Here is a 22,994-nt window from a genome sequence, read left to right as displayed (position 1 = left end):
TCTAGCCGAAGCTCAGGCTTGTCAGCGGCGCGGGCCGCGGGCCACTCGTTCGATTTCTTCACGCACGAGACGCTCGACAAGGGTGGGCAAGTTGTCGTCGAGCCATTCCTGCAGCATGGGGCGCAGCATCTCCTGCGCCAGCTCATCGAGGGAACGGCGTGGGCCGCCATCGACAATGGCGGCCAGTTCTTCAAACGAGCGGCTGACCTGCGCACCGGCAGCCTCCGACATCAGCGGCGATGCGGACACGGCCTGGGCCGATGGCAAGGATGCCTCCGCCTCCACATTAAGGGTAAGTTCCGGCGCCCCAAAGATCGGCGCCTCGACGGACGCTACGGCCTGAGGCGTCACAGCGGCAGCCATCGGCTTCTGTTCTTCCACCTCAGGTTCAACCTCGGCCACCGCCTGCATAGCAGGCCGAGCGACCGGTGCGACAACATCTGTAACGGCCTGCCTCAACGGGGCATCGGCGACCGGTTCGACATGCACCTCGGCAAGGCGCGCGGCCATGGCCGGCGGCAGCTCGCGCGGCTGCTGGGGTTCGCGCCCGGCGGCCAGCAATGCGGCGGTATTGCGCTCGGAAGCAGCACGGACACGCGCGGCGACATCGGCCAGCGACAGGCCGCGACCGGCAGCCTCCGGCTCGGCAACGGGCATCTGGGAATTTGCAGCGACGAAACGTGGCTCCTGTTCGGCAGCACGGGCGCGGTCAGCAGCCGCAAACTCTTCATCGACAGTCAATTGAATATCATCGTCACGCATGCCATGGCCGGCAAAATGCGTGGCGGGGATCGGCTTGGAGCCTACGGGTTCGTTGCTTTCGATGATCCTGCGGATCGACGCCAGGATCTCTTCCATGGACGGTTCACGCACTACATTTGGCTGAGCCATATTCATCCCCGTTTTCCCATATTCGTCGACCGGAAACCCGCACCAGAAACTCGCCAGGCGGCGCCCGAATCAGGGTCACCCTAGATGACTGTCTTCGGGAAAAAAATCACCTGGAAAGCACTAAACCCGGTGATGCACAGTTTTGTTACGATCACGACGAATCGCTCTGCTAAGCACGATTCTGCCACAGGCAGCGACAATAAAAAACAGGCGCCAAAAGGCGCCTGTCTCAAGCTCAATAAGCAGGTCGTTCAGGAAATCAGAAGACGAATTCCTTGGCCTTGGCGAAGCCCGGGAGCGGCTTGATCGACGCGTTGAAGAAGACGTTTTCCGAAAAGGCGCCGCGTTCGCGCATGAAAACAGTCGCGCGGGCGGCGTGGCCATAGCCGATGACGGTGATCAGACGGCCATCTTCGCCGAGCTGGTCAAGCAGGCCCTGCGGCAGCTGCTCGATCGAGCCATTGAGGAAAATCACATCATAGGGTGCGCTGCCGGCATGACCCTTTTCAAGATCGCCTCCAACGACGGTCACGTTGTCGTAGCCAAGCGCGGCAAGATTGGTCTTCGCCTGAGCGGCGAGCTCCTCGTTGGATTCAAGCGCGATGACTTCGCCGGCGACCAAGGACAGGACGGCGGAGACATAGCCCGTGCCACAGCCGACATCGAGAACCTTGTCGTCCCTGGTAACGGCGCCGAGCTGCAGCAACTTTGCGAGCGGCGAGGCTTCCATGAGGAAGCGCCCGGGAGCAACCTCGATATCGCAATCGACATAGGCCAGGAGCTTCGACTTCTCCGGTACGAAATTTTCGCGCGGTACGGCAAAAAACGCATTCAACACAGAATGGGAGGTGACATCCGTCGTCCGGATCTGGTTCTCGACCATCTTCACGCGCGCTGCTTCGAAATCCATCTTATCCTCTTGCGCCCTTGGTGCCCGAACGGGCTGGCTCTACTTTCTGTTACGCGTGTCTTAATCGCCTGACGCTACGCTTTCAAGGCATTGCGGCAACAGGCGCCGAGATTCATGACCAAACGTCGCCGACGAACAACAATCGGTGCCCCTAAACGTGGGCCGGCGACTTCCGGCATCCTGGATCTGCGACGCCTTGCGAATCCGCCATGCCTCAGATCGGGATGCCCGTTAGCAAAATGTTAACTTCGCGCGACCACGCTTCAGGGCATTGGACCCGCCCGGGTGTGGTGACCAATCAACCTTCCGGCCCGAAGCCATTCGGCCCAAACATTAAATTTGACTAGAAGGTGGCTGGGATGCCTGTTTCTCTTGTTCTTTTCGTCGTAACGTCGCTGCCGCTGGTGGTTTTTCTGGCCGCGAGTCTTTCCTCGATGATGTAGGTTTTCCGAATGAGGCTTTCGCTCTTCGTCGCAGCGCTTCTCCTTCTCTTACCCCAGGTCGCGTTGAGCGAGGAAACGTCAAGCGAGGACGAGCCGAAAGAGACAGCCCCGATCATCGGACATGTCGTTACAGGAAAGCAGCTCGACGAATGGTGCGAAGAGGACCGAGCGCTCGCCTCTGTCTATATCCAGGGCATTCTCGATGAGGCCCAGCGAACGAAGAACCTTACGATCCGAGCCACCAAGCAGACGCCGAAAAATTCGTCGCGCTACGAGCGCTATCTTCAACAGTTCGTCGGCGCTTTCTGTCTGCCACCCGATCTCAACAATGCAAAGGCGACAGCAACCGCCTGCAAATGGATGGCGGAGCACTCCTGGCAGCTCGAGCGGCCAGCCAGCTCGCTGATCGCACGCGCCTACAAATTCGCCTTTCCCTGCCTTGAGGAATAGTCATTCTCCCGCAACGGCGGTTAAGAACCGATGCGAGACAGCTGAAGCTTTCGCGCAGGATTGAGAATCATCCAAACCGACGAGGCCCCTGCCCGTCGATATTGCGGACCAAATACGCAACGGAAACCGGCACCTCAAGCAACGATCGCAGCCAGGCCTAGGAGCGCGACGCTTGAACCGCAAAACGTCACATCTCATTTGCGTTGACAACTACTAAGCATGCCTTATAATTAGGATGCTGAATTTGATTGACCTCTAGTCCAGCAAAAGGCGGCCCAGTTTTTTCCCTAGACTGGACCGCTTTTGCTTTTATGGAGCGCCAGTTCTCCAATCCATTTGCTTAACACACGTCCGACGCCGATAGATCCGATCGAGCAACGGACGTTGTCGCCAGGATGAGAAGCAACCAGTCCGCAATCTAGGTGCGGTATTTTCCCGCTGTCCCATCGGCTTTACCATCGATGCCCCGGCCACCAAATACGTGGGAACCACGAGGACACTCGTGCCCTTGCGCCGACCTCCTCCGCAGCAGCTACGTCCAATGTGCAATTGAAGAGAAAAGTGACGGATACCGGATCAGCGTCCGATTGGATTTGCCACTTAGGTGCGATGCCGAAACTGAAGCATTCGCACCCGCCATCCCCTACTCCTGCAGCTTCCTCAGTACCTTAAGCGCCAGTTCAGTTTCAAATGCGACGCTAGGATGGGGATGGGGAGTATCAATGTCGTTACCAAAGTCACGGTGGCTTGCGCTGACAATGGGGGAGCGCAAAAAGCTTGCTCGCCAGATTATGATTCTGCTGCTGCCAATCCTCGGCGCTTTGGCGCTGCTCGGCAGCGTGTTGCTTATATTGTTTACCTAACAAAGAGTTTCGAAGATCAAACGCTGCCACTCTCAGATCAGCGATGCGACACGAGAATGCCGCACCTCATCTCTCATTCCGAGCCATGGATAGGCACCAAATTATTGCTGGCGATTGATGAGACGGAAAGCTGAAAGCGGAACGGATTGCCGCACTCCGTTTGGGTGTGGCGGAACGGTTCAGGTCCAAATTGCCACATCTGAAAGATTCAATAGGAAAGATAAATGCTTGCAACGGCAAGAAGAGAAGGATGGAGGCCTCGCCCGGAATCGAACCGGGGTGCAAGGATTTGCAGGCTTTTACCTGTAATTGTTTTTACAGCGAAATCTGGCGTCGTGTTGCGCCCGTGTTGCAATCAGCTGAGCAAGATGTTCGCCGCATGTGCTAGTTCTGTCCCATCATCAGACCTCGGGAACAGGTGTCCGTAGACGTCCATGGTCATCACGATCGAGGCGTGGCCAAGCCGCTCCTGGACCATTTTCGCAGGCAAACCGAGACCGCCCTCTTCCTTCCTGTTGATCAACCAGCTCGCATAGAAATGGCGCAACGCATGCATTCCGGTATACTTCGCCTTTAGGATCGGAGCGCCATCCTTATCCTTGCCAACCTCAACAACGACGCTGGCGCGAAGCATCGCCGGGATAAGACCCTTGTTCACGATGTTTGTGTGTGACCGTGGCTCGCCATCGGGGTTGGCAAAGACCAGCCCCGTTTTATTCGGCTGCTTTAGCCGGTGCGTCTTCAGCGCATTGATGACGGGCGGCGGCACCGGGATAGTCCGGACGCCGGCCTCCGACTTGGTGGGACCGATCTCTTTGAACTGGTCCGCACGCTGATTGACGCTTATCTGGCCCCGCTTAAGGTCAACGTCCTGCCAACGCAGACCACGCAATTCAGATGATCGCATTCCCGTGAAGATCGCAGTCACAAGCAAAGGGCGCCAGTGATCATCAAGAGCCGCGACAAGCGCCTTGATCTCTTCGCGGGTCGGAATGTCTACCCCAACCTCAAGACGGCCTTTCTGGCGCTTCTCCTGACGTCTATCGCGTCCCTTGCGGCTGCCGCGGATATCACGGACAGGATTGCGCATTGCCAGGCCGCGTTCGCCAGCATCAGCCAAGACAGATCCGAGCGATGTCAGCACTTTCTTGACCATAGCCGCCGATCGGCCTTCCTTCCGCATACGGTCCTCGAAGTCGCGCACAGCCGGCACGGTGAGCTTTGACAAGAGGACCTGTCCGATCATCGGCACAATGTGGTGTTCCAGATGGCTCTTCCGCTGATTGATTGTCGATCGCTCGAGGCCGGCCGCTTCACCCGAGCTAATCCAGAACTGCCCAGCCTTCTCAACCGTGACGCTAGCAGAGTCGGCAACGTGGACGCCTTCCCTCACTTCAACGGTAGCGGTGGCTGCAAACTGGTCGGCTTCCTTCTTCTTGGCGAAGGTCTTCAGCCGACGCTTACCCTGCTGGTCTGTGTAATCGGCCACCCAAGCGGATTTTTCTTCACCTTTTGGCGTGGTCCATGTGCGCTTGCGAACGGACATCTCATTTCTCCCCTGTATGGATACCGTCGGCATCGTCGACCGTTTTAGGGTCCAGAATTTTTGGCATATTGTCCCGGATCATGTCAGGGAGTGAACTGTTTATGAGGTAGGACAAATAGTCGGATCCGCGATCGAATAATTCGGTATCAGCGACAAACGCAGATGACAGAAGTCCTCTGGTCATTTCCGCTACCGTATCGGCTATGTGGTTGCGCAATCTTGCACTTCTATCGATTGCGAACCTTACTCCGGCTCCGCCATAGCCGTTTGCTCCTTCCCCATCCAGAAACTCAATCCCGGCGAACTCCAATGACTTCACAATACTGCGAACCGTATCGTCTCTGCCCTTCAACGCTCCTTGCATAGCCTCGAAGCGTTTGATCGTTTCGATCGAAACTCCTGCTTTTTCCGCGAGAGCTCCCTGCTCAAGGCGCAACATAGCTCTGGCTGCTCGCAACTGTTCTGCACTAATCATAGCGGCTCCTAAAATTCTCCTGAATTTACCCTTATAATGTAAGAAAATTGAATTGTTGACACCTAATTTCATTTAGGTCTATATAGTGTAAATAAGTCGATAATTTTACACCTATGATGCAAAATGGACGGGCAACATGACATCAGAAAAGAAGCCACTCGACCTCATTTGGGAAGTTGAGGAAATCGCGAAACTCATTGGGCGAACCGAAAGGCAGACCTTTCACCTTCTCTCCAGCGGTCAACTTCCAGCGAAGAAGGTGGGCGGACGCTGGGTAGCAGAGCGGAGCAAGCTGATCGCTTTTTTCATGGACGACGTCGCCTAAGCTCGGAATTTCCGAAGTTAATCTGACGGCATATCTACCGGATTTTCCGGTAGTAAAACAAAAAGCTCATCAAAATCAGGAGTCTATGATGCACACCGCATTGACCGCGGCTGGCGAAGCTATGCCGAAAACCTTGACTGAGGCTCTGGCGCTGGACGCCCACCTCGCAGCTACCCACGATGTCGACGACGAGGCGGCCGTTGAGCGCTACCTTGAAAACTGGGAGGCGATCCACTCCGGCCGCTTTCCAATCCGTTCGCCTCAAGAGGCAACAGCGTTGCTGCGGAAGATGGAAGCCGAGCTTGAGCATTCGCGCGGCGATTTCATCGATGGCATTCTCGAGCAGCTCAACGGCTTCATCGCTGCTCTTGCGGGCACCAAAGCGTCGGAAATCGCGGTGTAAGTCGGTCCTCACCCCGTCTTACCTCATCAAAACCCGGAGAACAAAACATTGGCAAAACCCGTTAACAGCCGGAAAACGCTGACAAATCTAAAGGAAACCGTCGGCGACAGAGCGATCGAAGCTCAACGCCTACTTAGCGACGTCAAGCATCTCAAAGGCCATTTGAGCATTTCGTTCGCCGACTGGAAAGCTACACGAGGCATTGAGTTTGTCGAGCGAGGTAGCGACCAGTGGGAGGCTATGCTCAGCGCTCTCAGCGACGACTACGCTGAGCTTGCAAATGCCAAGCGCCTGTACCGCAATGCGCAGCGCCGGCTCGAGACGGCCGTGCGTTGGTACGAGGACGCTGCTTGGCTGTCATGAAACATCAACGTCGTTCCCTCCTTCCATCCGGATTGGAAGAGGAATTCGTCTTCTCCGGGCAACCGCGGAAGATAGCCCCGGTTCCGGCCATTCCGTACCTATGGCCGACACGTCCCGTTGTTGCGGGAGAGTATATCCAAGACTGGCAAGTGCGAGCCGCGGGTGATTTGGCCGGGTTGAGGCTATGCAGATCGACGCTGGACTGTATATCGTCCCACGTGTCGCGACGGGATGGAACATGTCGCCTTACCGATAAGGCGCTTTCATGTCGCTCCGGTCGATCGCTTCGATCAACTCATAGAGACATAAGCCGGCTGAAGAACTTGGGGTACCTCATGGTCGAATATCAGGATGGCGATAGCGTGCAAGAGCGTGTCAGAGTGCTTCGAATCTCTGTGCCATCTGACGGTAGGTCTCGCCAACGTATCCCCGGGCTAAGTAAGGGAGAGGTCTCGCCAACGTATCCCTTATGCGTTGGCGGTCCTGATATGGGAGCAAGCCGCGATGACTGAAGAACAACTCGACCTTCTCTCATGGAAGCCGCCTGCGGAGATCGTTCCATTTCCACTTCATCGAAGTCATGGAGCGACCGCTGGAGCTGCGAAGGCGATTATCGACCTCGACAAACCGGCACGTACCGGTAGGTTGAACAGCATCCGCGTACAGACTCGGAAGCAAATGGAACTGATATTCGGCAAGGAGCGGGCGGAGAAGATCGCCGACGACTTGATCAGTCGGATCAAGACACAGATTAGATATCGTGAAATCGACCGCGGCGTGAGGAGACCGGACCAAGCCTGAGGCGCTTCGCGCCAGCCTTCGGCCCGCTCAACCTACGGTCTCGCCAGGCTCCATGCGCCTCAGCGGTAGGCTGGCTATAAGTTTTGCCAATCGTGGCACTTCTGGAGATCGATCGAACCGCCGCTTCCGGAATTCCTGGGAGCGGCTCCGATTAACGGAAACCACGATGAGACAGAGAAATGTACATATGGCCAGAAGGGCTCGAGCGACTTGCAGCATATCTTCGAAAGCGACAGGTCGATATCCATGCGTTCAAAACAGCGCGTCAAGCGGCATGGATCGCACAGAAATTATTGAAAACCCGGATTAAGTTCCAAGAAGATCTCTACATGACATTGCGGGAGATCCAGAAAGCTGTTCCTGAAAAGGATACCGACGCGCTCAGCACTCCTCACAATCGTAACGGAACGGCCAACAGGGAAATGTCGTCGTCGGCCGCTCCGGCTCCGTCCGCCGCAAAACGCTCAAAGCGAGGCAAACATGTCGCTCGCGTCGACAAGGTCAACCAAGTTCCAGATACCTCTTTCGGCGTACACATCTTCTGCGACGGTGCCTGCGAGCCGAACCCGGGAAGCGGTGGCTGGGGCGTTGTCGTCTACAGGGACGGCCTGGAAGTTGCGGCGCTGTCCGGTGGCCTTGGCGAGACCACGAACAATGTCATGGAAATGACGGGCATGCTCGAGGCGGTCCAATGGCTCATCGACCATTTCTTGAAGGATCAGGCGGCTACGATCTGGTGCGACAGCCAGTATGTCGTGAATGGCTGCAACATCTGGCGGCACAATTGGAAGAAGAACGGCTGGAGCCGAAAAGGACCTGCCGCCACTAAGCCAGAGACCGGTGTGGTGAAGAATCTAGAACTGTGGCAGGCGATCGATGAGGCGCTGAACAAATGCTCAGAGCTGACAGTGGCATGGGTCAAAGGCCACGTCGGAATCGAAGGCAATGAGCGCGCCGACGAACTGTCCGTGATCGGACGCCGCAAAGCCATGGAAACGGCAGCATCCGAGGGTTGCCCTCAAACATTGCCGTCGGACGCCCCCTCGCTTGTCGCGGGGGCAGCGTGAAATGGGCACCATATCCGAACGAACCCGCCGAAACGGGACCAAGGCTTACACCGCCCAGATCCGGATGAAGCGAGGCGGCAAGCTTGTGCACACCGAAGCTCAGACCTTCGACCGAAAGCCGGCAGCAAAGGCATGGCTTAATAAACGGGAGGCGGCCCTAGATGAGCCAGGGGCTCTTCAGCGACTGCTCAGACCTGACGTTACGCTTGCCGATGCGATCGATCAGTATCTCAAGGATTCGGTCAAAGACATCGGGCGCACCAAAACCCAAGTTCTCAACGTGATCAAGAAACACGAACTTGCCTTCATGCGGTGCGGCGAAATAGCCAGCACCGATTTGACGCGCTTCGCGAAGGATCTCGCAGTTGGCTGGAATCCCGATACGAATGGCAGGGAGGAGAGCATCGCACGTAAGCCTCAGACCGTTGGCAACTATATGTCGCATCTCGCTTCAATCTTCGCGATCGCTAGGCCGATGTGGGGTTATGAGCTAAGCGAACAGGCCTTTCGTGATGCCACGAAGGTGCTGAAGTGGCTCGGGATCATCAGTCGTAGCGGCGAACGCAAGAGACGCCCGACGCTTGCGGAGCTCAAGCTCCTGCTTACCTATTTTTTTGAAAGAAGCCAGCGCACGGTCGAAGCCTCCCCGATGCACAAGATCATCCTGTTTGGAATCTTCTCAACGCGGCGACAAGAGGAGATCACCACATTACGATGGGACGACCTTGACCGCGAAAACATGGAGATTCTCGTACGAGATATGAAGCACCCCGACCAAAAGATCGGCAATGATGTGCGATGCTCCCTCACCCCAGAGGCTCTCATCATAATCGACGCCATGCCGAAGGTTGGGCCACGGATTTTCCCCTTTAACCCTGGGACCATCTCGAGCAACTTTACGAACACATGTAAGATGCTCGGCATCGACGATCTTCACTTCCACGACATGCGGCACGAGGGGATTTCCCGCCTGTTTGAGCTCGGTTGGGAGATCCCACGCGTCGCAACCGTCTCAGGCCATCGGTCATGGAACAGCCTGAAGCGCTACACGCACATCCGGAAGAAAGGCGACAAATATGCGGACTGGCTCTGGATGAAGATTACGAAGGATTAAACGCGCTGTTTGGACTTGATGGCCCTTTCAATCGCCGCTTTGACCCACGCTGCCTGGACCCGAGCCAGCATGGAGCGCTTGACTCGAGCACGCCTCGTGTCACCTTCACCAGCTAAAGCGGGAGGCGAACATGACAGATGATCAGCAAGCTTCGAGTCCTGACGAAACTCCTCGCTATTTCGTGGCATACGGGCCTCAGTTAGAGGTCATTGCCCCCTGCTGGATGGTAACCAGCACACGAGCTATCAGCAGCCTCAAGCAGGAAATCACCGCAGCCCCTAGCGAAAATCTGGTTGAGAGGTTCTTAAACGGACCGCCCTATCCCTCCGAACTCACTACCGAAGGCGTCGAGCGTGAAGTTAGAGAGCTGCTGTTCCCTCCTGGCTATTATCATTCACGCATCTACAGGCAAAACCACGGTGGACCGAGTTATTGGATACCTCGTTCGCAAAGCGATCAAGAATTCATTGCTCGCGCACGAGATCATTTGTCGGCAATTCTTGGCCAACTTTCTGAGATCTTCAGAGTAATTGAGCCGGGTGGCTCAAACGCGAACGTCTACGGCCCGGCCATAATGAACCTGTTGATTGTGTGCTGTACGGAAGTTGAGGCGCAATGGAAGTCGGTCCTGCGCGCTAACGAGTATGAGGGAAGCAGCACCAAGGACTACTTCAAAACGTGCGATGTTCTAAAGCTCAAAGAATATTCGGTTCGATTGGCACCTTATCCGTGGCTCGATCCAGTCCGCCCCTTCGCTGACTGGGTAAAAGACAATCCGACGAAAAGCCTTCTCTGGTATCAGGCATATAATGAGGTCAAGCATGACCGATATAAAAACTATGACAAAGCAACGCTTTCGCATTGCATATCAGCAGTCTCAGCAATCGCCATTCTGCTCGAGGCACAGTTCGATCCCAGGGTCTTCACGTACGATCATGAGCGAATGCTTTCAATGGAATCGCGACCGCGTTTTGCTCCCGAGGACATGTATTATCCGGACTTACAAACAGGCCAATGGACGCCAGCGAAATTTGCTTTTTGAGCGAGCGGTTCGATCAGGCTATGGAGATCGATGAGTGGGAAAACGTCCGTATAATACACATCAAAAGAAAAAAAATGCGACGAGCCAAAAGGGAAAAGAAGGATGGTGGACCAAGTTCCGCCGTGGTTGGAGAGGATTCTGGGATTACGCCGGTATAATCGTTACCATATTTACGCTTTGGCAGATTTTTGCGCCATCAGTCTCGATTACTTCTGGCGCGAATCTTGATGGAAGCCAAATATTTGCGACGCAGTTCTTAGTGTCGAATACTGGCAATTTCCCGGTATATGACGTTTGGTTTAGCTGCGTTTTAGTTGGCAGCTCTGTCGGAGTGAACGCACTATCGAGCAGCAATGACCTGCTTGCGATAAAAAACTTCCCGAAAAAGGCGATAGCATCAAGGGGGTGTTTTTCTCGTTCCGACGTCGACGGCGCCATGCTGAAGGTGGAAGCGCATTATTCCTGGCCCTTGATCGGCTACGAGGATATCGAAATCGCCTATTTCTCGGCAAAAAAATCGACGACTGGATACATACTTACCCCCGAGCCGAAGCCAGAAAATACGTTCGAAGCTCTAAGGATAGATAGCCAGCATGTCGCGCGATAATCCCTTCCGTAAGGACATAAAATTGTAACGGCCGAAGCCATGATGCTAACTCGCGCAATCAGTATGGCTACCGCTGCGCGGCTACTTGCCGATGACCACCATGACCTTGTTGTGGGCGATGGCCGGCTCGAAATCGATCCAGACCGGAACGCAGGCGACTTCGAGTAGCGTGGCGCCCGAATATTTCCGCTCGTTCGTCTTGTCGAGGATCGCGAGAACCTCGACGCCCCTACCCGCGGCTCGCTGTAGCACATGGATGATCGGAAGCGATGCGAAGCCGTAGGCCCGGACGCGATGACAGCGTCACATAACGAGCGCTCACAAGATGCACCTATTCAGCAATTTTTTAATCTTTGTGTCCGAGTTTGCCGCTTGCCATCTTGTAGCAATACTCATTAACAATTCACGCTCTACAGATAAGAATAACGGATCGCTATCGAAGACTACGGCTCCACAGTGAGCAAGTTAAAACTTGGGAGATCTCTTGGCGGCCATATCTGAAGGAAGTTCTATGTTCGAAATGGATATGAGCATCAAGAAGATCAACATGGGCGCTGGCTATAAGCGCTATCCCGGCTATCTAGCCATTGATGTTGATGAAGCCTGCAAACCAGACTTTCTTGTCAAAAATAACGATCTGACACCACTCCCCCAAGGCCACTTCAATGAAATCTTGGCTTGGGATGTATTGGAACATATCCCTCACGCACACACCATGAACGCCCTGCTCGATTGGGCCAATCTTCTTGAAGTCGGCGGCGTTCTCAAAATCCAGACAAGCTATGTCTATGGCATCATTGACAGGATGCGCTCTGATCCCGGTTTCGAAATAGAGTTCAACTGGATGCGCTGCATGTTCGGCAATCAGAAACATCCAGGCGACTTCCATTTTAACGGATTCACGCAGGCAACTCTCTGGACTTATCTGACCGCAGCGGGGTTCACAGTGCCCAAATTCACCATCGAGAAACTTTGGTTGATAGGTTGCGAGGCGGTGAAAACATCTAATTGGGAAGAGAGGGTTCCCCCATCCGAAGATGCACAAACCTTTGTCGCTAACGCCTTTCAGGAAATCTTGAAGAGAGATGCGAAGCCAAACGAATTGACTGCTCACGCCAACGCCCTGGCGCAATTGGGCCGAAAACACTTTCTGCGTTCGCTAATATCTTCTCCAGAGAATCTCTTCACTCTCGGAAAAACGTGGCCAAGTGAGCATGTGAAATGACGGCTTTCGTCTATTCTTAGAGTTCCCTGAAACCGTGAAGGAAACTCAGTATGATCCCCCGCTGGTCAGGCGATTATCGATTGCGATGATGATCTTGCTATGGGTGATCGTCAGTTTATAGTCGATTCACGATAGGCACTCTATCGATCGACTCTCTTGTCCAGGCAACCACAGAATGACGCACAGCAAAAAGAGGTTGCTTAAAGAGGCGCCAAAACAGAGCTATCTAGCTCTGTTCAACAAATTCAACGTCGATCTTATGATCGCTACGCTGTTGTTTTTCATAGTTCTCTATGCGTTGCGCGCCGCAGGATACCTAAAATATGTTCAATAAGACCAAACGAAACGGTCCCGGAAAATTTGGCGCTTTTCAAGATTCGATCCGCTCAAACGGGAACGCGATTTGGGCTGTTATGTTAAGAGATATGAGGACCAGGTTCTTCAATCACGGCTTAGGTTTTATTGTCGTTCCGCTTTGGCCGCTGGTGCATATGGTGGTCTTGTTGCTTATCAGAATGTTCGTCGTGCATGGAGCTCCGCCGTACGGCGACAGCGTGGCTACGTTTACAGCCACAGGTTTGATGCCCACTCTTACTTTTATGTATCTATCGCGATTCATGGCATATTCCGCAGTCACAAATCGACCAATGCTCGCTTTTCAGCAGGTTAAAATTTTGGATGTGCTATGGGGACGAGCAGCACTGGAAATCGTCTCCGCGTTCATCATGATCGCTCTTTTGATATTTATTCTTTGGGTTACGGGTCAGGATCCATTCCCGGAAGATCTGGAAAAAGCGGTACTCTGCTTTCTCGCGACACTTTATCTTGCGGTGGGCTGCGGAACGATCGCTGGACTTTTGTCACTCATCCAACCACTTTTCTTGACCGTCTATGTCCTGCTGATGATCCTCGTATACATCGGCTCTGGAGCTGTTTTCGTTCCATCAGAGTTGCCGTTCTATATCGGAGATATTTTGGCATACAATCCAGTTTTGGTCTGTGTGGAGTGGATGAGGACGGCCTACTATGGAAATTACAGTGATCGTCTCGTGGATATTCCCTATGTCCTTTGGTTTGGAACCTGCGCCCTATTCATCGGACTCGCGATAGAAAAGCTTTTCCGACGACAACTTATGGAAAACTGAAACCTACCAGACTGCTTTGCGAGGTTTTTTGACCAGCGCCGACGAGATGGGTTTAAGCCTAACCGCCGATCTGGTGAGCCCTCCACCGAAAGAGCTCATTGGCATGAACATGTGCCAGCTCGTTCAGATCGGGACTATCCGCAAGCCGATTTGGAAAGATGTGAAGCTGTGGGGAACGCTTGCTGGAAGCGGCTCGACTTTTGCGCGATTTCGATGAAATGTGGCATGCATCGGAGGATGCAATGTCGAAATCAATCCCGCGTCTCACATTTCTTTTTTTAACAATCGCAATTGTGGCCGTTCCCACATTGGTGGACGCGCGAAATACCCCGTGTTCTGGGAAGAAAGGCGGCATCGTCTCGTGCACATCGGACGGCAAGTTTCTTTGCAAAAATGGGTCCATCAGCCGATCGAAAATGGAATGCAGGAGATGAGTACCGTCAATGACTTTCTCGAGGAAATCGAGCGCGCGGAGAGGGACATGATCAGATCAACCGCATCGAAAAATGCGCGCTCGACGGGCTGTGGCCATGATCCAAGACATACGGGAAACCGTCGACATTCCTTCGTTTTTTGATATTTGTCGGCAACTAGCGTCAAGCAAAGATCGATGCGTAATTAAAAGGTATCCGCATGAGTGAAAAGAAACGCGTCGCTGACCAGATAATTAAACTCGACTACGCAGATCACCGAGACACCATATTTGAGCACTGTAAAATGATTTACGAGGGTGGCCGACCACCCTCGTTGATAAATTGTGATTTTATCGAATGTGAATTCATTTTCGAGGGACCAGCTCTAAACACGGTGCATTTTATGGCTGCAATTGCAAACGGCGGCGCCGGCGGCGCCGAACTGGTCGTCAAAGGAATGCTTAATCTTCAAAACTGGGAGCCGAGATGACAAACGTCATTCGTCTCAATATTTCCGATGCTGATCACCTTCCGTCAGGTAGAGTTTCTGCCGCAAAGATGTCTATGAACACTGGACCATTGCATGGTGGCGGCGGAGGTGGCACATTTGATGGCATGAGTGAGATCGATGCTAAAATTGAGGCTGCGGAAGCCCGAACAGATACGAAATTCGAAAAGTTGCTTGGAGAGCTGAAGCTCATCAACCAGCGAATGGATAGTATCGAGCGCTCAACTGCTGGCACTAAAACCACGATAATCGTAACTGCGATTGCAGCGCTCGGACTTACTGTAGCCATTATGGCTTTTGGATCTCAATGGTTTGGCCTAGGTATGGATGCTCAGCAAGTTTCGGAGCGCGCTGCGCAAGCCGCCCTCGATAAAAACAAACCGCAAATCGACGGTCTGAATGGAAAGCTCGACCAGTTGATACAATCCACACGACCACGCCCTAACAATCCTTCGCCCTGAAATCAAATTTAAGTGCGCCGTCGAAGGCGACATTAAAGCCTCAGCCAGTGACGAACGATAGCTGAGGCGGTATCGCTCGCCCATGTGATGATGGCGCCAACCGATATCCCCAGCGGCGACGGCGGGCCACCAGGGCCTGACGATCGGCGTCCCGAAGAGCGTTTCGTCTGCCTTTCCCTGTATATCCTCGAGCTAAGAACCTGAGCCTGCGCCCCGACCTTGTTGATGTCGTCGATCACCCCGCGGCTGAAGGATGTTGCATCATGCCATGTCGTCGCTAGGCATCAGGCCTAAGTCCGCATTTAACCAGGACTTTGGTCCATATTCACAGACATCTCTCATGCCGTATGAACATCCGAGGCGGGAGACACATCGCTGCCAATGAATTTGTCCAGATCGGATGGGACGAAGAAATGAAAAATATCGTAATCGCGGCGCTGGCGCTCGCAACGACTTTGGCCGCATCGCCGGCATTCTCTCAGGTTTACTTCGAGTACGGGGTCGGACCTCGCTACGACTATGATCGGCCGCCGCCGCGGTATTATCGCTACCCGCCAGCTTACGCATATGATGGCTATTATGACGGCCCGCGCTATAGGTATCATCGCCGATGCTGGACAGAGAGGCGCTACGCTTACCGCCATCATCATCGGGTGGTAGTGCGCGAGACCGTTTGTGAATAGTTCGTGCTTAGAACGTAATTATTGATCGTCTAATGCCCGTCGCCGGATCGTGGATCCGCGGCATTCACAAAACTGCCACACAATGATAGATTGAAGATACGCAAGTTACTAAACTCCAGTTTACCCCCACTCGCGCATTCAACAGAGTTCCTGTTGCTGCCCTGCCTGGCCCCACCCGGCGGGGCAATTTTGTTTGAGTAGCACGACCCGCCTTTTGGATTCCAAAATGGCCGGATCGTTGGGTCGTTCCCAGTTATAACACGCGATTACCTCTTGAAGCAGTTGACTTCTCTCAAGGAACTTGGATGAATAGATTCCGAATTATCTAAGCTTACGGACGGCGCACATGAAGCCACTTCTAGGCAGTTTCTTTTTTATATTCCCTTCACTTTTGATCTTTTCCAATGCTCACGCTGATTGTATCGCCGCTCTAACGCCAACACAGATTAGCCAGAGTGTTGATTATGCATTCGAATATTCATTACTAAAGACAATTACTTCATCGAATTACGAAGAGCATAAAAAGAATGGAAATGCGGGTGCCCAAATCTTGGATATTCCTGCAACGGCAAGCTACGACCAGTTTGATAGCGCCAGATCCGATTTCTTCTCAAAGTACGATATGAATGCAAGGCAGCAGATCAAAGCCAATTACACTTTTAACGGATTAACCGATGTGGGATTTCAAGCATACGCAGAGTGCCTTCGACAGACGTCTAATAGCCCCCTGAGCGCATGGGTTGAGAAATCGAATAAAAGCCTGATCGTCATCAAGGTTAAATCATATCTCCCGAACGCCTTCACGGCAAACCTTGAAGTCAGTGGTGCAACTCCTATCAATGCGGTGGTGCCGTTTCAGGGCACAGGTGAGCAGGAACTCGTGTTCAATCGGCCAAACAATGATGATTTTCTCGTTGCGCTTCAGTTGAAAACTTCGGGGAATACTCCCTATGTCGGAACAACCGTTGAACTGGCAATGCCGCTCAATCTTAAGCTGGTGAGGGACGAAGAGGTCGTGCACGCCGCTGCTCATTGCGGAGCAGGGTGTCATGGCAGTACCACCGGTTGCCAGAACGTCCAAGACGTCATGCTCACGCCTAAAGCGGGCTACAGCTTCGCCAAGGATGCGAATTTGACCCCAACGGGCAATACAGGAATTGCACGTTTCGCACCTAGTATCGAGATCAGCACTCAAAGCTTCAAAACGCACCTCTCGTGCGAGGCCGGCCAAGGGAATACCCAGCAGTTTGTCACTTTTGATGCCACCGTCACGGAAACTCGCGATCGAATCATGCTTGCGCCGTGATCTCGTATCGTTTGAATGGGCTATATCCAGTTTTCAACTCAGATTGAGGCGTTTCCTAAGTTGCCCGTCTGCCACTAGGCGGGGCACCTTCGGAGCAATCCACCTATCTACCGATTATCGCCAGAGCGATTCGCTTCAACGCATCGGCAAACGACACGCCAAGCGCCATGCCAGCGATTCCGATCATGCCCAGCGCTCCAAGCCCCATGAGCTTCCATCGTTTCACGTCATCGGTGACAGGCCGCATCTCGGAAACGTCTTCCTGGACGGCTGATGCGGTGCTCTCGACCTTTGCAAGTCGATCAACAATCTCGTCGACTCGCCGATGAACCGATGCCCGGCTGGCATCGGATTTCTCTTCTTGCCGGCGCGTAGCCTCAATCAGCATATCGACCTTCGCCGTAAGTGTGCCGATCTGCTGATGGATATAATTGTCATCGGGTGGCGCCATGCGATGGGAACTTTCACTGCAGGAGGGAGATCAGGCCGGCAGCGATCACACAAAGGAAAGCGCCGGTCGACAGAAGGAAGAGGACGAGGCTCACGCGCGCCGACATCACCAGCACTTTTGCTGTTGACCGAATTTATTGTGAGCCGCAACTTGGTTGGCAAACGGCCGATCCGTTTGGAGGATCGCTACTGACGTTGCCAGGCTGGGCGTTAGTTTCTGCCATCCGTCGCACGCATTCTGCGGCGTCGGCGTCTGACAGCCCGAAATCAGCGCACAGAGAGGCAGCATCAGAAGTAGAGACCTGATCATTGACAACGTTCCTATCGCGAAGAAGGGTTACGGATTTGGTGAGGGCGGCCGTCGCGGCCATCTGCTTTCCTTCGCCCTGGCCTATCCAGCGCGCCGGGTAAAAGACGAGAGCGGCGCCGAGCACGAAACCAGCGCTGATTTTGAGATAGTCGAGAATACCGAAGCCAAACATGGTCAGATCCCCGACACGCAAAGCTCGCCTTCGCCGATCCGGGTGGCGTCCCCCATCTCGCGACGTTTGGTGAGGCCAATGATCATCCGACCGCCGGCCTTATTGAAGGCGGTCGCGGCGTTGCAACTGGCGACGAAATCCGGCCTCTTGCCGGCGCGCGTCGCGTCATTGACGATCCTGGAGGCAGTCGAACCACACGCTCCGCCGGTTCCGATGTTCCATGAGAGCGAAAGCATCATGCCGCGCCAGGACAGCGGCTGGCTATCCCACTTGGCGATGCACGAGACCAGCGCCGGCCGATACCGCTTTTCCATCTTCATCGCCGTCCGCTGATCGCACTCTGCCGGCGTGAAAACCTGATTGGGCTTCACATCATCGGTGTCCCCGTCACAGCCGGTCCAGACAGGCGGCTTGGCGATGCGATCGAGATAGGCGATGAGCTGTCGTCCTTCCCAAGGCATTGCGGTCTTGATTGCGAGGGCTGTGTCATCGTGGACTTTCGGCTGCCCCGGAAAGATCGCGACATATCCCGCAACGGAAGCGGCGGCCGTAGAAGCAATGAGGGCCTTTGCCCGCGGCGTGGCGCGGAGCTTACTGATCGGCATCGCGATCTCCTGAGATTTTGGATTGAAGGACGAACCGGAAGACCCAGGCCAGTGAACCGCAGACGGATGCTGCGGCGAGGAGCCAGACCGGATTGAAGGGAAGGTAAGCCGCAAGCGAGGGTGCAAGCGCAGACACTAAGTCCAGCAGCGTGATCACGAGGAAGGCCTCGATCATCCGCAGACTGAGCGAACGCCTGAGCACACGGCCCGCATTCGGGACGAGTTTCGGCTTCATGGGATTTCCTTGAATTGGGGAAGCGACGGTTTCAGATGTTCCCGGCGCCTACATATTTATGAGCGCCAGGCGAAACTTCGCGAATGACCGACGTGGCAACTATACCGCCGGCGATGTTTTCATCGCATGTGTAATAGTCGCAGCTGTCGAAGGTGATGAAATAGCCGAGCTGTTGCGTTCCGGTCCGATTCAGGATGTTCCCGCTTGCCCTAACGCGCGTGCAGGACGTGAAATACATGCCGCTGTTGCCAGCGGAATCGATGTCCGTCAGCTGATTGTCGCACACCGTGACCGCCGTCGCCTTCGATATGTTGATGACCAGACCCGCCGTGTTGGCAAACCAGCAGCCGCGGATGAAGAGATTCTTCAGGATTGCCGTGCCATCGCCAGAAATATTGACTGGGAAGTAGCCGCTGTTGACACCGCGGAAATAGACGCCTTCCGCATGGATGTCGTCGACGGTCGTTCCAGAGCCAGACGCGTTGATGCGCAGCATCGTTTGGCCGAAACCGTCGAACTGGACACCGGGAGGAAGCCAGATATCGCCAATAATGCCGCCAGCGCTGGCCTGGATCGAGAAATATTCGCTTCCTTTGTAGTTGGTGCAGTTCGGGAAGCGCAGCCCCTTGATCTGTGCCCCGCTTGTGCTTGACACAACCTGCACCGAAGAGCCGCTATCAACGGGCACGACAAACTGGCATGAATCGACGATCAGATCGCCCACGAATGATCCGGTGCCGCCGTCCTTGATGCGCATGCCAATGCTGCCCGAGACGGTGTCCGACCACCCGTCACAGCGGTCCCATTTAATAAGTCGCGTCAACAGGCCGGTAACATTCCAGTTCCAAGTGAAACCGTTGACATGGATATTTTCAAATACGCTGCATTTATATCCGATCAGGCTCTTGCCACTGTTGCCGACCTGAATGCCGGCAATCGCGGAAGCTCCGGAAACTTTGTAGAGGCTGAAACCCTTGATGTGAAAATCCGCAATCGCGGCGCTCCCATCTGTCTGGCCGTCAACGAGAATGCCGATCACGCCGGAGAACGTTGAACGCACCCAAATTCGAGTCCCGAGAACGGAACCACCGCCTTCGACGCTGAGGTTGACAATGTGCTTAGGCCTCAGCACCAATGTGCTGTCGATACCGTATTGCCCTCCAGCTCTTAGGAGCAGAGTAGGCCTTCCAAGGCAATCGGAACCGTAGCTATTTTCGACGCTGTCGTGTGCCGCTTGTAAGGCCGGCTGATCGTCGGCGGATGTGTAGTCACCAACGGCACCCCACCACTCGCCGCAAGTTCTGGCAATACCGATGACCTTGCCCGTGCCGAGGCAATTGAAGATCTTGTTGGGGCCGACGCCCGGAATGCCGCGCATAGCGCCTGCATCGATCGTGCCCTTGATAGTCAGGGTGACGCCGGTGGATACCACGAGGCCCGCACCGTTGGCGAATCTGTAGATCTTGCCATTCGGCCAAGTCGATGTGGACGTGATGTTGAAGGTTCGATCGAGGCGGATCTCATCGGCAAGCGCGTGGGCCGCTTCGATCGCAGCTTGGTTGCTGCCGCACCAGCGAGCGAGGAAGGTGCCGCTATATTTTCTCACCCACGCGCCGCTTGCGCCGGTCGGATCTGATGCCGGCGGGACATAGAGCGCTTGCGTCGGGTCCGTCGAAACGAAAGCCGAGACATTGGCGCTCGTCCAAGCGAATTCGCCTTCCCTATCCGTCTCATTGAGATAGACGTTCTTGAAGGTTGGTGTGACGAGCGCGGCCATCGCAGCGCGCGTAGCGATGGGCTGAAGGGCCGTGTTCGCCGCAGCCCCAATTGCTAACAGATAGGACGGCTGATCGACGGCGTTGGAGACCCCTCGCACATATTCCGAAGCTGTGAAGGTTGCCGCTACTCCTGGCACCGTGAAATAGATCACCTGATCGGCGCCCGGATTCACAGCATCGATCGCGGCAAGCGGAGGGCCAATGACCGCATCTTGGATATTGTTGATGATGTTGGTGAACGAAACCGACTGATAATTGTCGATGTCCGCGTCCCACGCCAACATAAATGTCCGGTCCGGATTGGTGACCGTTGGGACTTGAACGAGATCGCCATAATCGGACTTGATGACGAGGTCGATGCCGCTGCGAACGGCCGTCAGGCCATCGGTTGCCGATACCTTTGCGGGGTAGCGCGGGACAACCCGGATCTTCAAAGCAGTCTGGCTCATGATCTGACAATCCCGTCAATGACCGGAACAAAGCCGACTAGCTCCTGTTCCGTAAAATCTTCGCGTGTGATGGTGATGCCGATTTCGTAGGTGCCAGGCGCAAGGCGCCGCATCTCATCGGCCGTGAAATGCCATTGGATGATGCCGGTATCGGTAAACTCGATATGGCCGTCATCGGTCGAAGCAGACAAAATGCGACACTGCGGAGAGCGAGAACGCAGCTCCAACAGCACCGAAAGTCCATCGAAATCGGTCAGGATTTCATTCGTATCGTCGTTGATGAGCTCGATCGTGCCCAGCCAATCAGCGCGATTCGACACCGGAGCAAAATTCGCTTCGTACATGCTTAGAGCCTGATGTAGATGGTGAGAGCGCGGGACGGCTGGACGTTATTGTGAGCTTGTCCGCCGCCTGTTGGCGACATGGTAATGCCAGTGAAAGCCGTCTGGACTTTCAAGCCACTTGGATCTGAGCCGCCTTGAGCAAACGCACCGAAATTGCCGGGCGTGATACCGAAACCTTGTGCGCGATTGCCCCAATCATGAAGGTGACCCGGATCTGAAAGTCCGTGCGCATGGCTTGGCATCTCGCCTACAGAGAGCGTATGTGCGGATTCGCCCCCGGCCCAACCAAGTCCAGCACCAGGAATGACATTAGCTGCGGTGTTGCCCATGACATCAGTGCCGATAAGCGCTCGGCCACGCCAATCGGGCAGCGTCATTTGCTTGTTGGCGTTCCAATCTGCCAGAGCATTTGCGCCGCGGCCGCCGACTACAGTCAGATTTGGGTCGGCATTCCACAGCCAGGAGAATAGAGCCTGAGCGTCAGAATTTGCACGCTCCGATGCTCCGGAGATGGCATTGCCGATCGTGCGAGCGTTGGCGCGGACGAAACCTGTTCGCGTGCCTGTGCCGTAGCCCATGATCATATCGCCGGTTATCAGCACGGAACTCGGATCGACCGGCGTATCGCCGCCACCGCCACCGCCCGTCGAAGGGCCAATGATCGGCAGCCCGTCCACATCATAGATGATGACACCCTGCGCGCTTGTCAGACGCTCACGATAGAAACCATCAGCCTCGTCGAAGAATACCGGCGGGAAATAACCATTTCCGTCCGTCTGCACCGGGTTTGGATGCGCGTTGATCGAGCCGAGCGAATACGACTTGTAGACGGTGATCGGGGTCGTCGTGCCACCCTTATAGAAATAGGCTCGCGCTCCGATGAACGGCTTTCCGTTCGCGTCATGGATCTGGGTATTCGACTGGTTCCAGAAACCGGCCATTCGTTTCTCCATAGAAAAAGGCGGCTCAGAAGAACCGCCTCGATGACTCGACTTTTGCTTGTGTTGCTGCTTCACTAGTTCGCGCGACTAATGGAGGGGGAAATGGCAAAATACGTCGTTGCATATGACCTAATGAAGCAAGGCCAAAATTACGAATGCATCATCGCGAAGATAAAGCAGTATGGCACCTGGGCGCATGTACAAGAATCGGTGTGGTTCATTGTAACCAACAGCACCGCAACTCAAGTTCGCGACAATTTGCAGAGCTGCTTAGACGCAAATGACAAACTGATCGTCGCCGGCCTTACAGGTGAGGCTGCGTGGTTCGGCCACAATCAGGAGATCTCTGACTGGCTAAAACAGAATCTTTAGGCACGGATATATCCGATGATGAAAACGCCGCGATAAACTCCTTGATTGCTGCGTCTTCACGGTCGGTCTGCGGTTCAAAACGATATGCTAGTCCGTCAGTCGAGATCTTCATTTCTCACCTCTTTCGTGTAATGTGCCGGCATGCAAACCATCGATCACGATCCGCAAGAGCCGAAGATTGACCGGACACCAGGCCCGTGGCGCTGGGTGTTTCCGGTTATCGGCGTTTTATTCTTGGCGAATCTGCTGACGCGGCAGATCGATTGGATATCGTTGTGCTTGGGTCTTGGGCTCGGT

The 22,994-nt window shown here is 54.5% G+C and carries 28 protein-coding genes; 16 read left to right on the top strand and 12 right to left on the bottom strand.

The features are described 5' to 3' along the window. Positions 1-21: 21 nt before the first annotated feature. The gene (locus GA0061100_RS09615; protein WP_083961306.1) at positions 22-897 is read right to left on the bottom strand and encodes a PopZ family protein; all 876 of its coding nucleotides are present in this window, start codon (positions 895-897) and stop codon (positions 22-24) included. A 253-nt stretch (positions 898-1,150) separates the two neighbouring features. Continuing rightward, a complete protein-coding gene (locus GA0061100_RS09610) occupies positions 1,151-1,801 on the bottom strand; it encodes a protein-L-isoaspartate O-methyltransferase family protein (protein WP_075852444.1) in 651 nt (216 codons plus the stop codon). 452 nt (positions 1,802-2,253) lie between these two features. Here GA0061100_RS09610 and GA0061100_RS09605 point away from each other — a divergent pair, with 452 nt between their 5' ends. Next, complete coding sequence (locus GA0061100_RS09605; protein WP_075852443.1) at positions 2,254-2,694, top strand: Rap1a/Tai family immunity protein; 441 nt, start codon at positions 2,254-2,256, stop codon at positions 2,692-2,694. Between the two features lie 722 nt (positions 2,695-3,416). Then, entirely contained in the window at positions 3,417-3,557 is a 141-nt protein-coding gene (locus tag GA0061100_RS34630; protein ID WP_159444771.1) for a hypothetical protein, read from the top strand. Positions 3,558-3,912: 355 nt separating this feature from the next. Here the strand turns inward: GA0061100_RS34630 and GA0061100_RS09600 are convergent, their stop codons facing one another. Together GA0061100_RS09600 and GA0061100_RS35080 are read right to left on the bottom strand one after the other, a co-directional pair. Continuing rightward, positions 3,913-5,103: a tyrosine-type recombinase/integrase gene (locus GA0061100_RS09600; RefSeq protein WP_075852442.1), complete on the bottom strand. Its 1,191-nt coding sequence runs from the start codon at positions 5,101-5,103 to the stop codon at positions 3,913-3,915. A 1-nt stretch (position 5,104) separates the two neighbouring features. Then, positions 5,105-5,578: a helix-turn-helix domain-containing protein gene (locus GA0061100_RS35080; RefSeq protein ID WP_075852441.1), complete on the bottom strand. Its 474-nt coding sequence runs from the start codon at positions 5,576-5,578 to the stop codon at positions 5,105-5,107. A gap of 136 nt (positions 5,579-5,714) precedes the next feature. Here GA0061100_RS35080 and GA0061100_RS09590 point away from each other — a divergent pair, with 136 nt between their 5' ends. The 8 genes from GA0061100_RS09590 (at position 5,715) to GA0061100_RS09555 (ending at position 11,300) form a co-directional block, all read left to right on the top strand. Next, positions 5,715-5,903 (top strand): MerR family transcriptional regulator, encoded by a 189-nt coding sequence (locus GA0061100_RS09590; RefSeq protein WP_075852440.1) that lies wholly within the window; start codon positions 5,715-5,717, stop codon positions 5,901-5,903. An 88-nt stretch (positions 5,904-5,991) separates the two neighbouring features. Then, positions 5,992-6,306, top strand: coding sequence for a hypothetical protein (locus GA0061100_RS09585; protein WP_075852439.1), 315 nt, complete (start codon positions 5,992-5,994; stop codon positions 6,304-6,306). Between the two features lie 48 nt (positions 6,307-6,354). Further along, positions 6,355-6,669, top strand: a complete 315-nt coding sequence (locus GA0061100_RS09580) for a hypothetical protein (RefSeq protein ID WP_075852438.1) — start codon at positions 6,355-6,357, stop codon at positions 6,667-6,669. 504 nt (positions 6,670-7,173) lie between these two features. Further along, a complete protein-coding gene (locus GA0061100_RS09575; protein ID WP_143525402.1) occupies positions 7,174-7,470 on the top strand; it encodes a hypothetical protein in 297 nt (98 codons plus the stop codon). A 329-nt stretch (positions 7,471-7,799) separates the two neighbouring features. Continuing rightward, positions 7,800-8,537: a ribonuclease H family protein gene (locus GA0061100_RS09570; RefSeq protein ID WP_244557793.1), complete on the top strand. Its 738-nt coding sequence runs from the start codon at positions 7,800-7,802 to the stop codon at positions 8,535-8,537. A gap of 1 nt (position 8,538) precedes the next feature. Further along, positions 8,539-9,651, top strand: a complete 1,113-nt coding sequence (locus tag GA0061100_RS09565) for a site-specific integrase (protein WP_075852436.1) — start codon at positions 8,539-8,541, stop codon at positions 9,649-9,651. 130 nt (positions 9,652-9,781) lie between these two features. Further along, complete coding sequence (locus tag GA0061100_RS09560) at positions 9,782-10,693, top strand: hypothetical protein (RefSeq protein ID WP_075852435.1); 912 nt, start codon at positions 9,782-9,784, stop codon at positions 10,691-10,693. 34 nt (positions 10,694-10,727) lie between these two features. Then, a complete protein-coding gene (locus tag GA0061100_RS09555; RefSeq protein WP_075852434.1) occupies positions 10,728-11,300 on the top strand; it encodes a hypothetical protein in 573 nt (190 codons plus the stop codon). A gap of 81 nt (positions 11,301-11,381) precedes the next feature. On the opposite strand, the gene GA0061100_RS34625 is transcribed toward GA0061100_RS09555, so the two are convergent. Next, the gene (locus GA0061100_RS34625) at positions 11,382-11,552 is read right to left on the bottom strand and encodes a phospholipase D-like domain-containing protein (protein ID WP_159444770.1); all 171 of its coding nucleotides are present in this window, start codon (positions 11,550-11,552) and stop codon (positions 11,382-11,384) included. Between the two features lie 259 nt (positions 11,553-11,811). Here GA0061100_RS34625 and GA0061100_RS09550 point away from each other — a divergent pair, with 259 nt between their 5' ends. The 5 genes from GA0061100_RS09550 (at position 11,812) to GA0061100_RS09515 (ending at position 17,041) form a co-directional block, all read left to right on the top strand. Then, a complete protein-coding gene (locus tag GA0061100_RS09550; RefSeq protein ID WP_075852433.1) occupies positions 11,812-12,525 on the top strand; it encodes a class I SAM-dependent methyltransferase in 714 nt (237 codons plus the stop codon). Positions 12,526-12,848: 323 nt separating this feature from the next. Then, the gene (locus GA0061100_RS09545; protein WP_244557792.1) at positions 12,849-13,670 is read left to right on the top strand and encodes an ABC transporter permease; all 822 of its coding nucleotides are present in this window, start codon (positions 12,849-12,851) and stop codon (positions 13,668-13,670) included. A 633-nt stretch (positions 13,671-14,303) separates the two neighbouring features. Next, entirely contained in the window at positions 14,304-14,573 is a 270-nt protein-coding gene (locus GA0061100_RS09530) for a hypothetical protein (protein ID WP_075852431.1), read from the top strand. Beyond that, entirely contained in the window at positions 14,570-15,052 is a 483-nt protein-coding gene (locus tag GA0061100_RS09525) for a hypothetical protein (protein ID WP_143525401.1), read from the top strand. Before GA0061100_RS09530 ends, GA0061100_RS09525 begins: the two co-directional genes overlap by 4 nt. 1,029 nt (positions 15,053-16,081) lie before the next feature. Next, positions 16,082-17,041: a hypothetical protein gene (locus tag GA0061100_RS09515; protein WP_143525400.1), complete on the top strand. Its 960-nt coding sequence runs from the start codon at positions 16,082-16,084 to the stop codon at positions 17,039-17,041. A 103-nt stretch (positions 17,042-17,144) separates the two neighbouring features. Here GA0061100_RS09515 and GA0061100_RS09510 read toward each other — a convergent pair whose 3' ends face one another. From GA0061100_RS09510 to GA0061100_RS09480, 7 genes are all read right to left on the bottom strand, one after another. Next, a complete protein-coding gene (locus GA0061100_RS09510) occupies positions 17,145-17,492 on the bottom strand; it encodes a DUF1515 family protein (RefSeq protein WP_075852428.1) in 348 nt (115 codons plus the stop codon). A 133-nt stretch (positions 17,493-17,625) separates the two neighbouring features. Continuing rightward, a complete protein-coding gene (locus GA0061100_RS34620; protein ID WP_075852427.1) occupies positions 17,626-17,973 on the bottom strand; it encodes a hypothetical protein in 348 nt (115 codons plus the stop codon). Between the two features lie 2 nt (positions 17,974-17,975). Continuing rightward, positions 17,976-18,578, bottom strand: a complete 603-nt coding sequence (locus GA0061100_RS09500) for a glycoside hydrolase family protein (RefSeq protein ID WP_075852426.1) — start codon at positions 18,576-18,578, stop codon at positions 17,976-17,978. Beyond that, positions 18,565-18,813: a hypothetical protein gene (locus GA0061100_RS09495; RefSeq protein WP_075852425.1), complete on the bottom strand. Its 249-nt coding sequence runs from the start codon at positions 18,811-18,813 to the stop codon at positions 18,565-18,567. The genes GA0061100_RS09500 and GA0061100_RS09495 overlap by 14 nt, the downstream gene beginning before the upstream one ends. A 31-nt stretch (positions 18,814-18,844) precedes the next feature. Continuing rightward, positions 18,845-21,040 (bottom strand): hypothetical protein, encoded by a 2,196-nt coding sequence (locus tag GA0061100_RS09490; RefSeq protein ID WP_075852424.1) that lies wholly within the window; start codon positions 21,038-21,040, stop codon positions 18,845-18,847. After that, a complete protein-coding gene (locus GA0061100_RS09485) occupies positions 21,037-21,384 on the bottom strand; it encodes a hypothetical protein (protein ID WP_075852423.1) in 348 nt (115 codons plus the stop codon). Before GA0061100_RS09485 ends, GA0061100_RS09490 begins: the two co-directional genes overlap by 4 nt. 2 nt (positions 21,385-21,386) lie before the next feature. Beyond that, positions 21,387-22,325, bottom strand: a complete 939-nt coding sequence (locus GA0061100_RS09480; RefSeq protein WP_075852422.1) for a hypothetical protein — start codon at positions 22,323-22,325, stop codon at positions 21,387-21,389. A gap of 102 nt (positions 22,326-22,427) precedes the next feature. Between GA0061100_RS09480 and GA0061100_RS09475 the strand changes: the two genes are divergently transcribed. Then, a complete protein-coding gene (locus tag GA0061100_RS09475) occupies positions 22,428-22,697 on the top strand; it encodes a hypothetical protein (RefSeq protein WP_075852421.1) in 270 nt (89 codons plus the stop codon). The last annotated feature ends 297 nt before the right edge of the window (positions 22,698-22,994 follow it).

Source organism: Martinezella hainanensis (assembly GCF_900094555.1).
GTDB classification, from domain to species: domain Bacteria; phylum Pseudomonadota; class Alphaproteobacteria; order Rhizobiales; family Rhizobiaceae; genus Rhizobium; species Rhizobium hainanense.
Note: the sequence above shows the minus strand (reverse complement) of the source record. Positions and strands in the feature narration are given on the sequence as shown.

Coding starts and splice junctions, on each gene's coding strand:
- GA0061100_RS09615 (WP_083961306.1), bottom strand. CDS start 897: ATGAATATGGCTCAGCCAAATGTAGTGCGTGAACCGTCCATGGAAGAG.
- GA0061100_RS09610 (WP_075852444.1), bottom strand. CDS start 1,801: ATGGATTTCGAAGCAGCGCGCGTGAAGATGGTCGAGAACCAGATCCGG.
- GA0061100_RS09605 (WP_075852443.1), top strand. CDS start 2,254: ATGAGGCTTTCGCTCTTCGTCGCAGCGCTTCTCCTTCTCTTACCCCAG.
- GA0061100_RS34630 (WP_159444771.1), top strand. CDS start 3,417: ATGTCGTTACCAAAGTCACGGTGGCTTGCGCTGACAATGGGGGAGCGC.
- GA0061100_RS09600 (WP_075852442.1), bottom strand. CDS start 5,103: ATGTCCGTTCGCAAGCGCACATGGACCACGCCAAAAGGTGAAGAAAAA.
- GA0061100_RS35080 (WP_075852441.1), bottom strand. CDS start 5,578: ATGATTAGTGCAGAACAGTTGCGAGCAGCCAGAGCTATGTTGCGCCTT.
- GA0061100_RS09590 (WP_075852440.1), top strand. CDS start 5,715: ATGACATCAGAAAAGAAGCCACTCGACCTCATTTGGGAAGTTGAGGAA.
- GA0061100_RS09585 (WP_075852439.1), top strand. CDS start 5,992: ATGCACACCGCATTGACCGCGGCTGGCGAAGCTATGCCGAAAACCTTG.
- GA0061100_RS09575 (WP_143525402.1), top strand. CDS start 7,174: ATGACTGAAGAACAACTCGACCTTCTCTCATGGAAGCCGCCTGCGGAG.
- GA0061100_RS09570 (WP_244557793.1), top strand. CDS start 7,800: ATGACATTGCGGGAGATCCAGAAAGCTGTTCCTGAAAAGGATACCGAC.
- GA0061100_RS09565 (WP_075852436.1), top strand. CDS start 8,539: ATGGGCACCATATCCGAACGAACCCGCCGAAACGGGACCAAGGCTTAC.
- GA0061100_RS09560 (WP_075852435.1), top strand. CDS start 9,782: ATGACAGATGATCAGCAAGCTTCGAGTCCTGACGAAACTCCTCGCTAT.
- GA0061100_RS09550 (WP_075852433.1), top strand. CDS start 11,812: ATGTTCGAAATGGATATGAGCATCAAGAAGATCAACATGGGCGCTGGC.
- GA0061100_RS09545 (WP_244557792.1), top strand. CDS start 12,849: ATGTTCAATAAGACCAAACGAAACGGTCCCGGAAAATTTGGCGCTTTT.
- GA0061100_RS09530 (WP_075852431.1), top strand. CDS start 14,304: ATGAGTGAAAAGAAACGCGTCGCTGACCAGATAATTAAACTCGACTAC.
- GA0061100_RS09525 (WP_143525401.1), top strand. CDS start 14,570: ATGACAAACGTCATTCGTCTCAATATTTCCGATGCTGATCACCTTCCG.
- GA0061100_RS09515 (WP_143525400.1), top strand. CDS start 16,082: ATGAAGCCACTTCTAGGCAGTTTCTTTTTTATATTCCCTTCACTTTTG.
- GA0061100_RS09510 (WP_075852428.1), bottom strand. CDS start 17,492: ATGGCGCCACCCGATGACAATTATATCCATCAGCAGATCGGCACACTT.
- GA0061100_RS34620 (WP_075852427.1), bottom strand. CDS start 17,973: ATGTTTGGCTTCGGTATTCTCGACTATCTCAAAATCAGCGCTGGTTTC.
- GA0061100_RS09500 (WP_075852426.1), bottom strand. CDS start 18,578: ATGCCGATCAGTAAGCTCCGCGCCACGCCGCGGGCAAAGGCCCTCATT.
- GA0061100_RS09495 (WP_075852425.1), bottom strand. CDS start 18,813: ATGAAGCCGAAACTCGTCCCGAATGCGGGCCGTGTGCTCAGGCGTTCG.
- GA0061100_RS09490 (WP_075852424.1), bottom strand. CDS start 21,040: ATGAGCCAGACTGCTTTGAAGATCCGGGTTGTCCCGCGCTACCCCGCA.
- GA0061100_RS09485 (WP_075852423.1), bottom strand. CDS start 21,384: ATGTACGAAGCGAATTTTGCTCCGGTGTCGAATCGCGCTGATTGGCTG.
- GA0061100_RS09480 (WP_075852422.1), bottom strand. CDS start 22,325: ATGGCCGGTTTCTGGAACCAGTCGAATACCCAGATCCATGACGCGAAC.
- GA0061100_RS09475 (WP_075852421.1), top strand. CDS start 22,428: ATGGCAAAATACGTCGTTGCATATGACCTAATGAAGCAAGGCCAAAAT.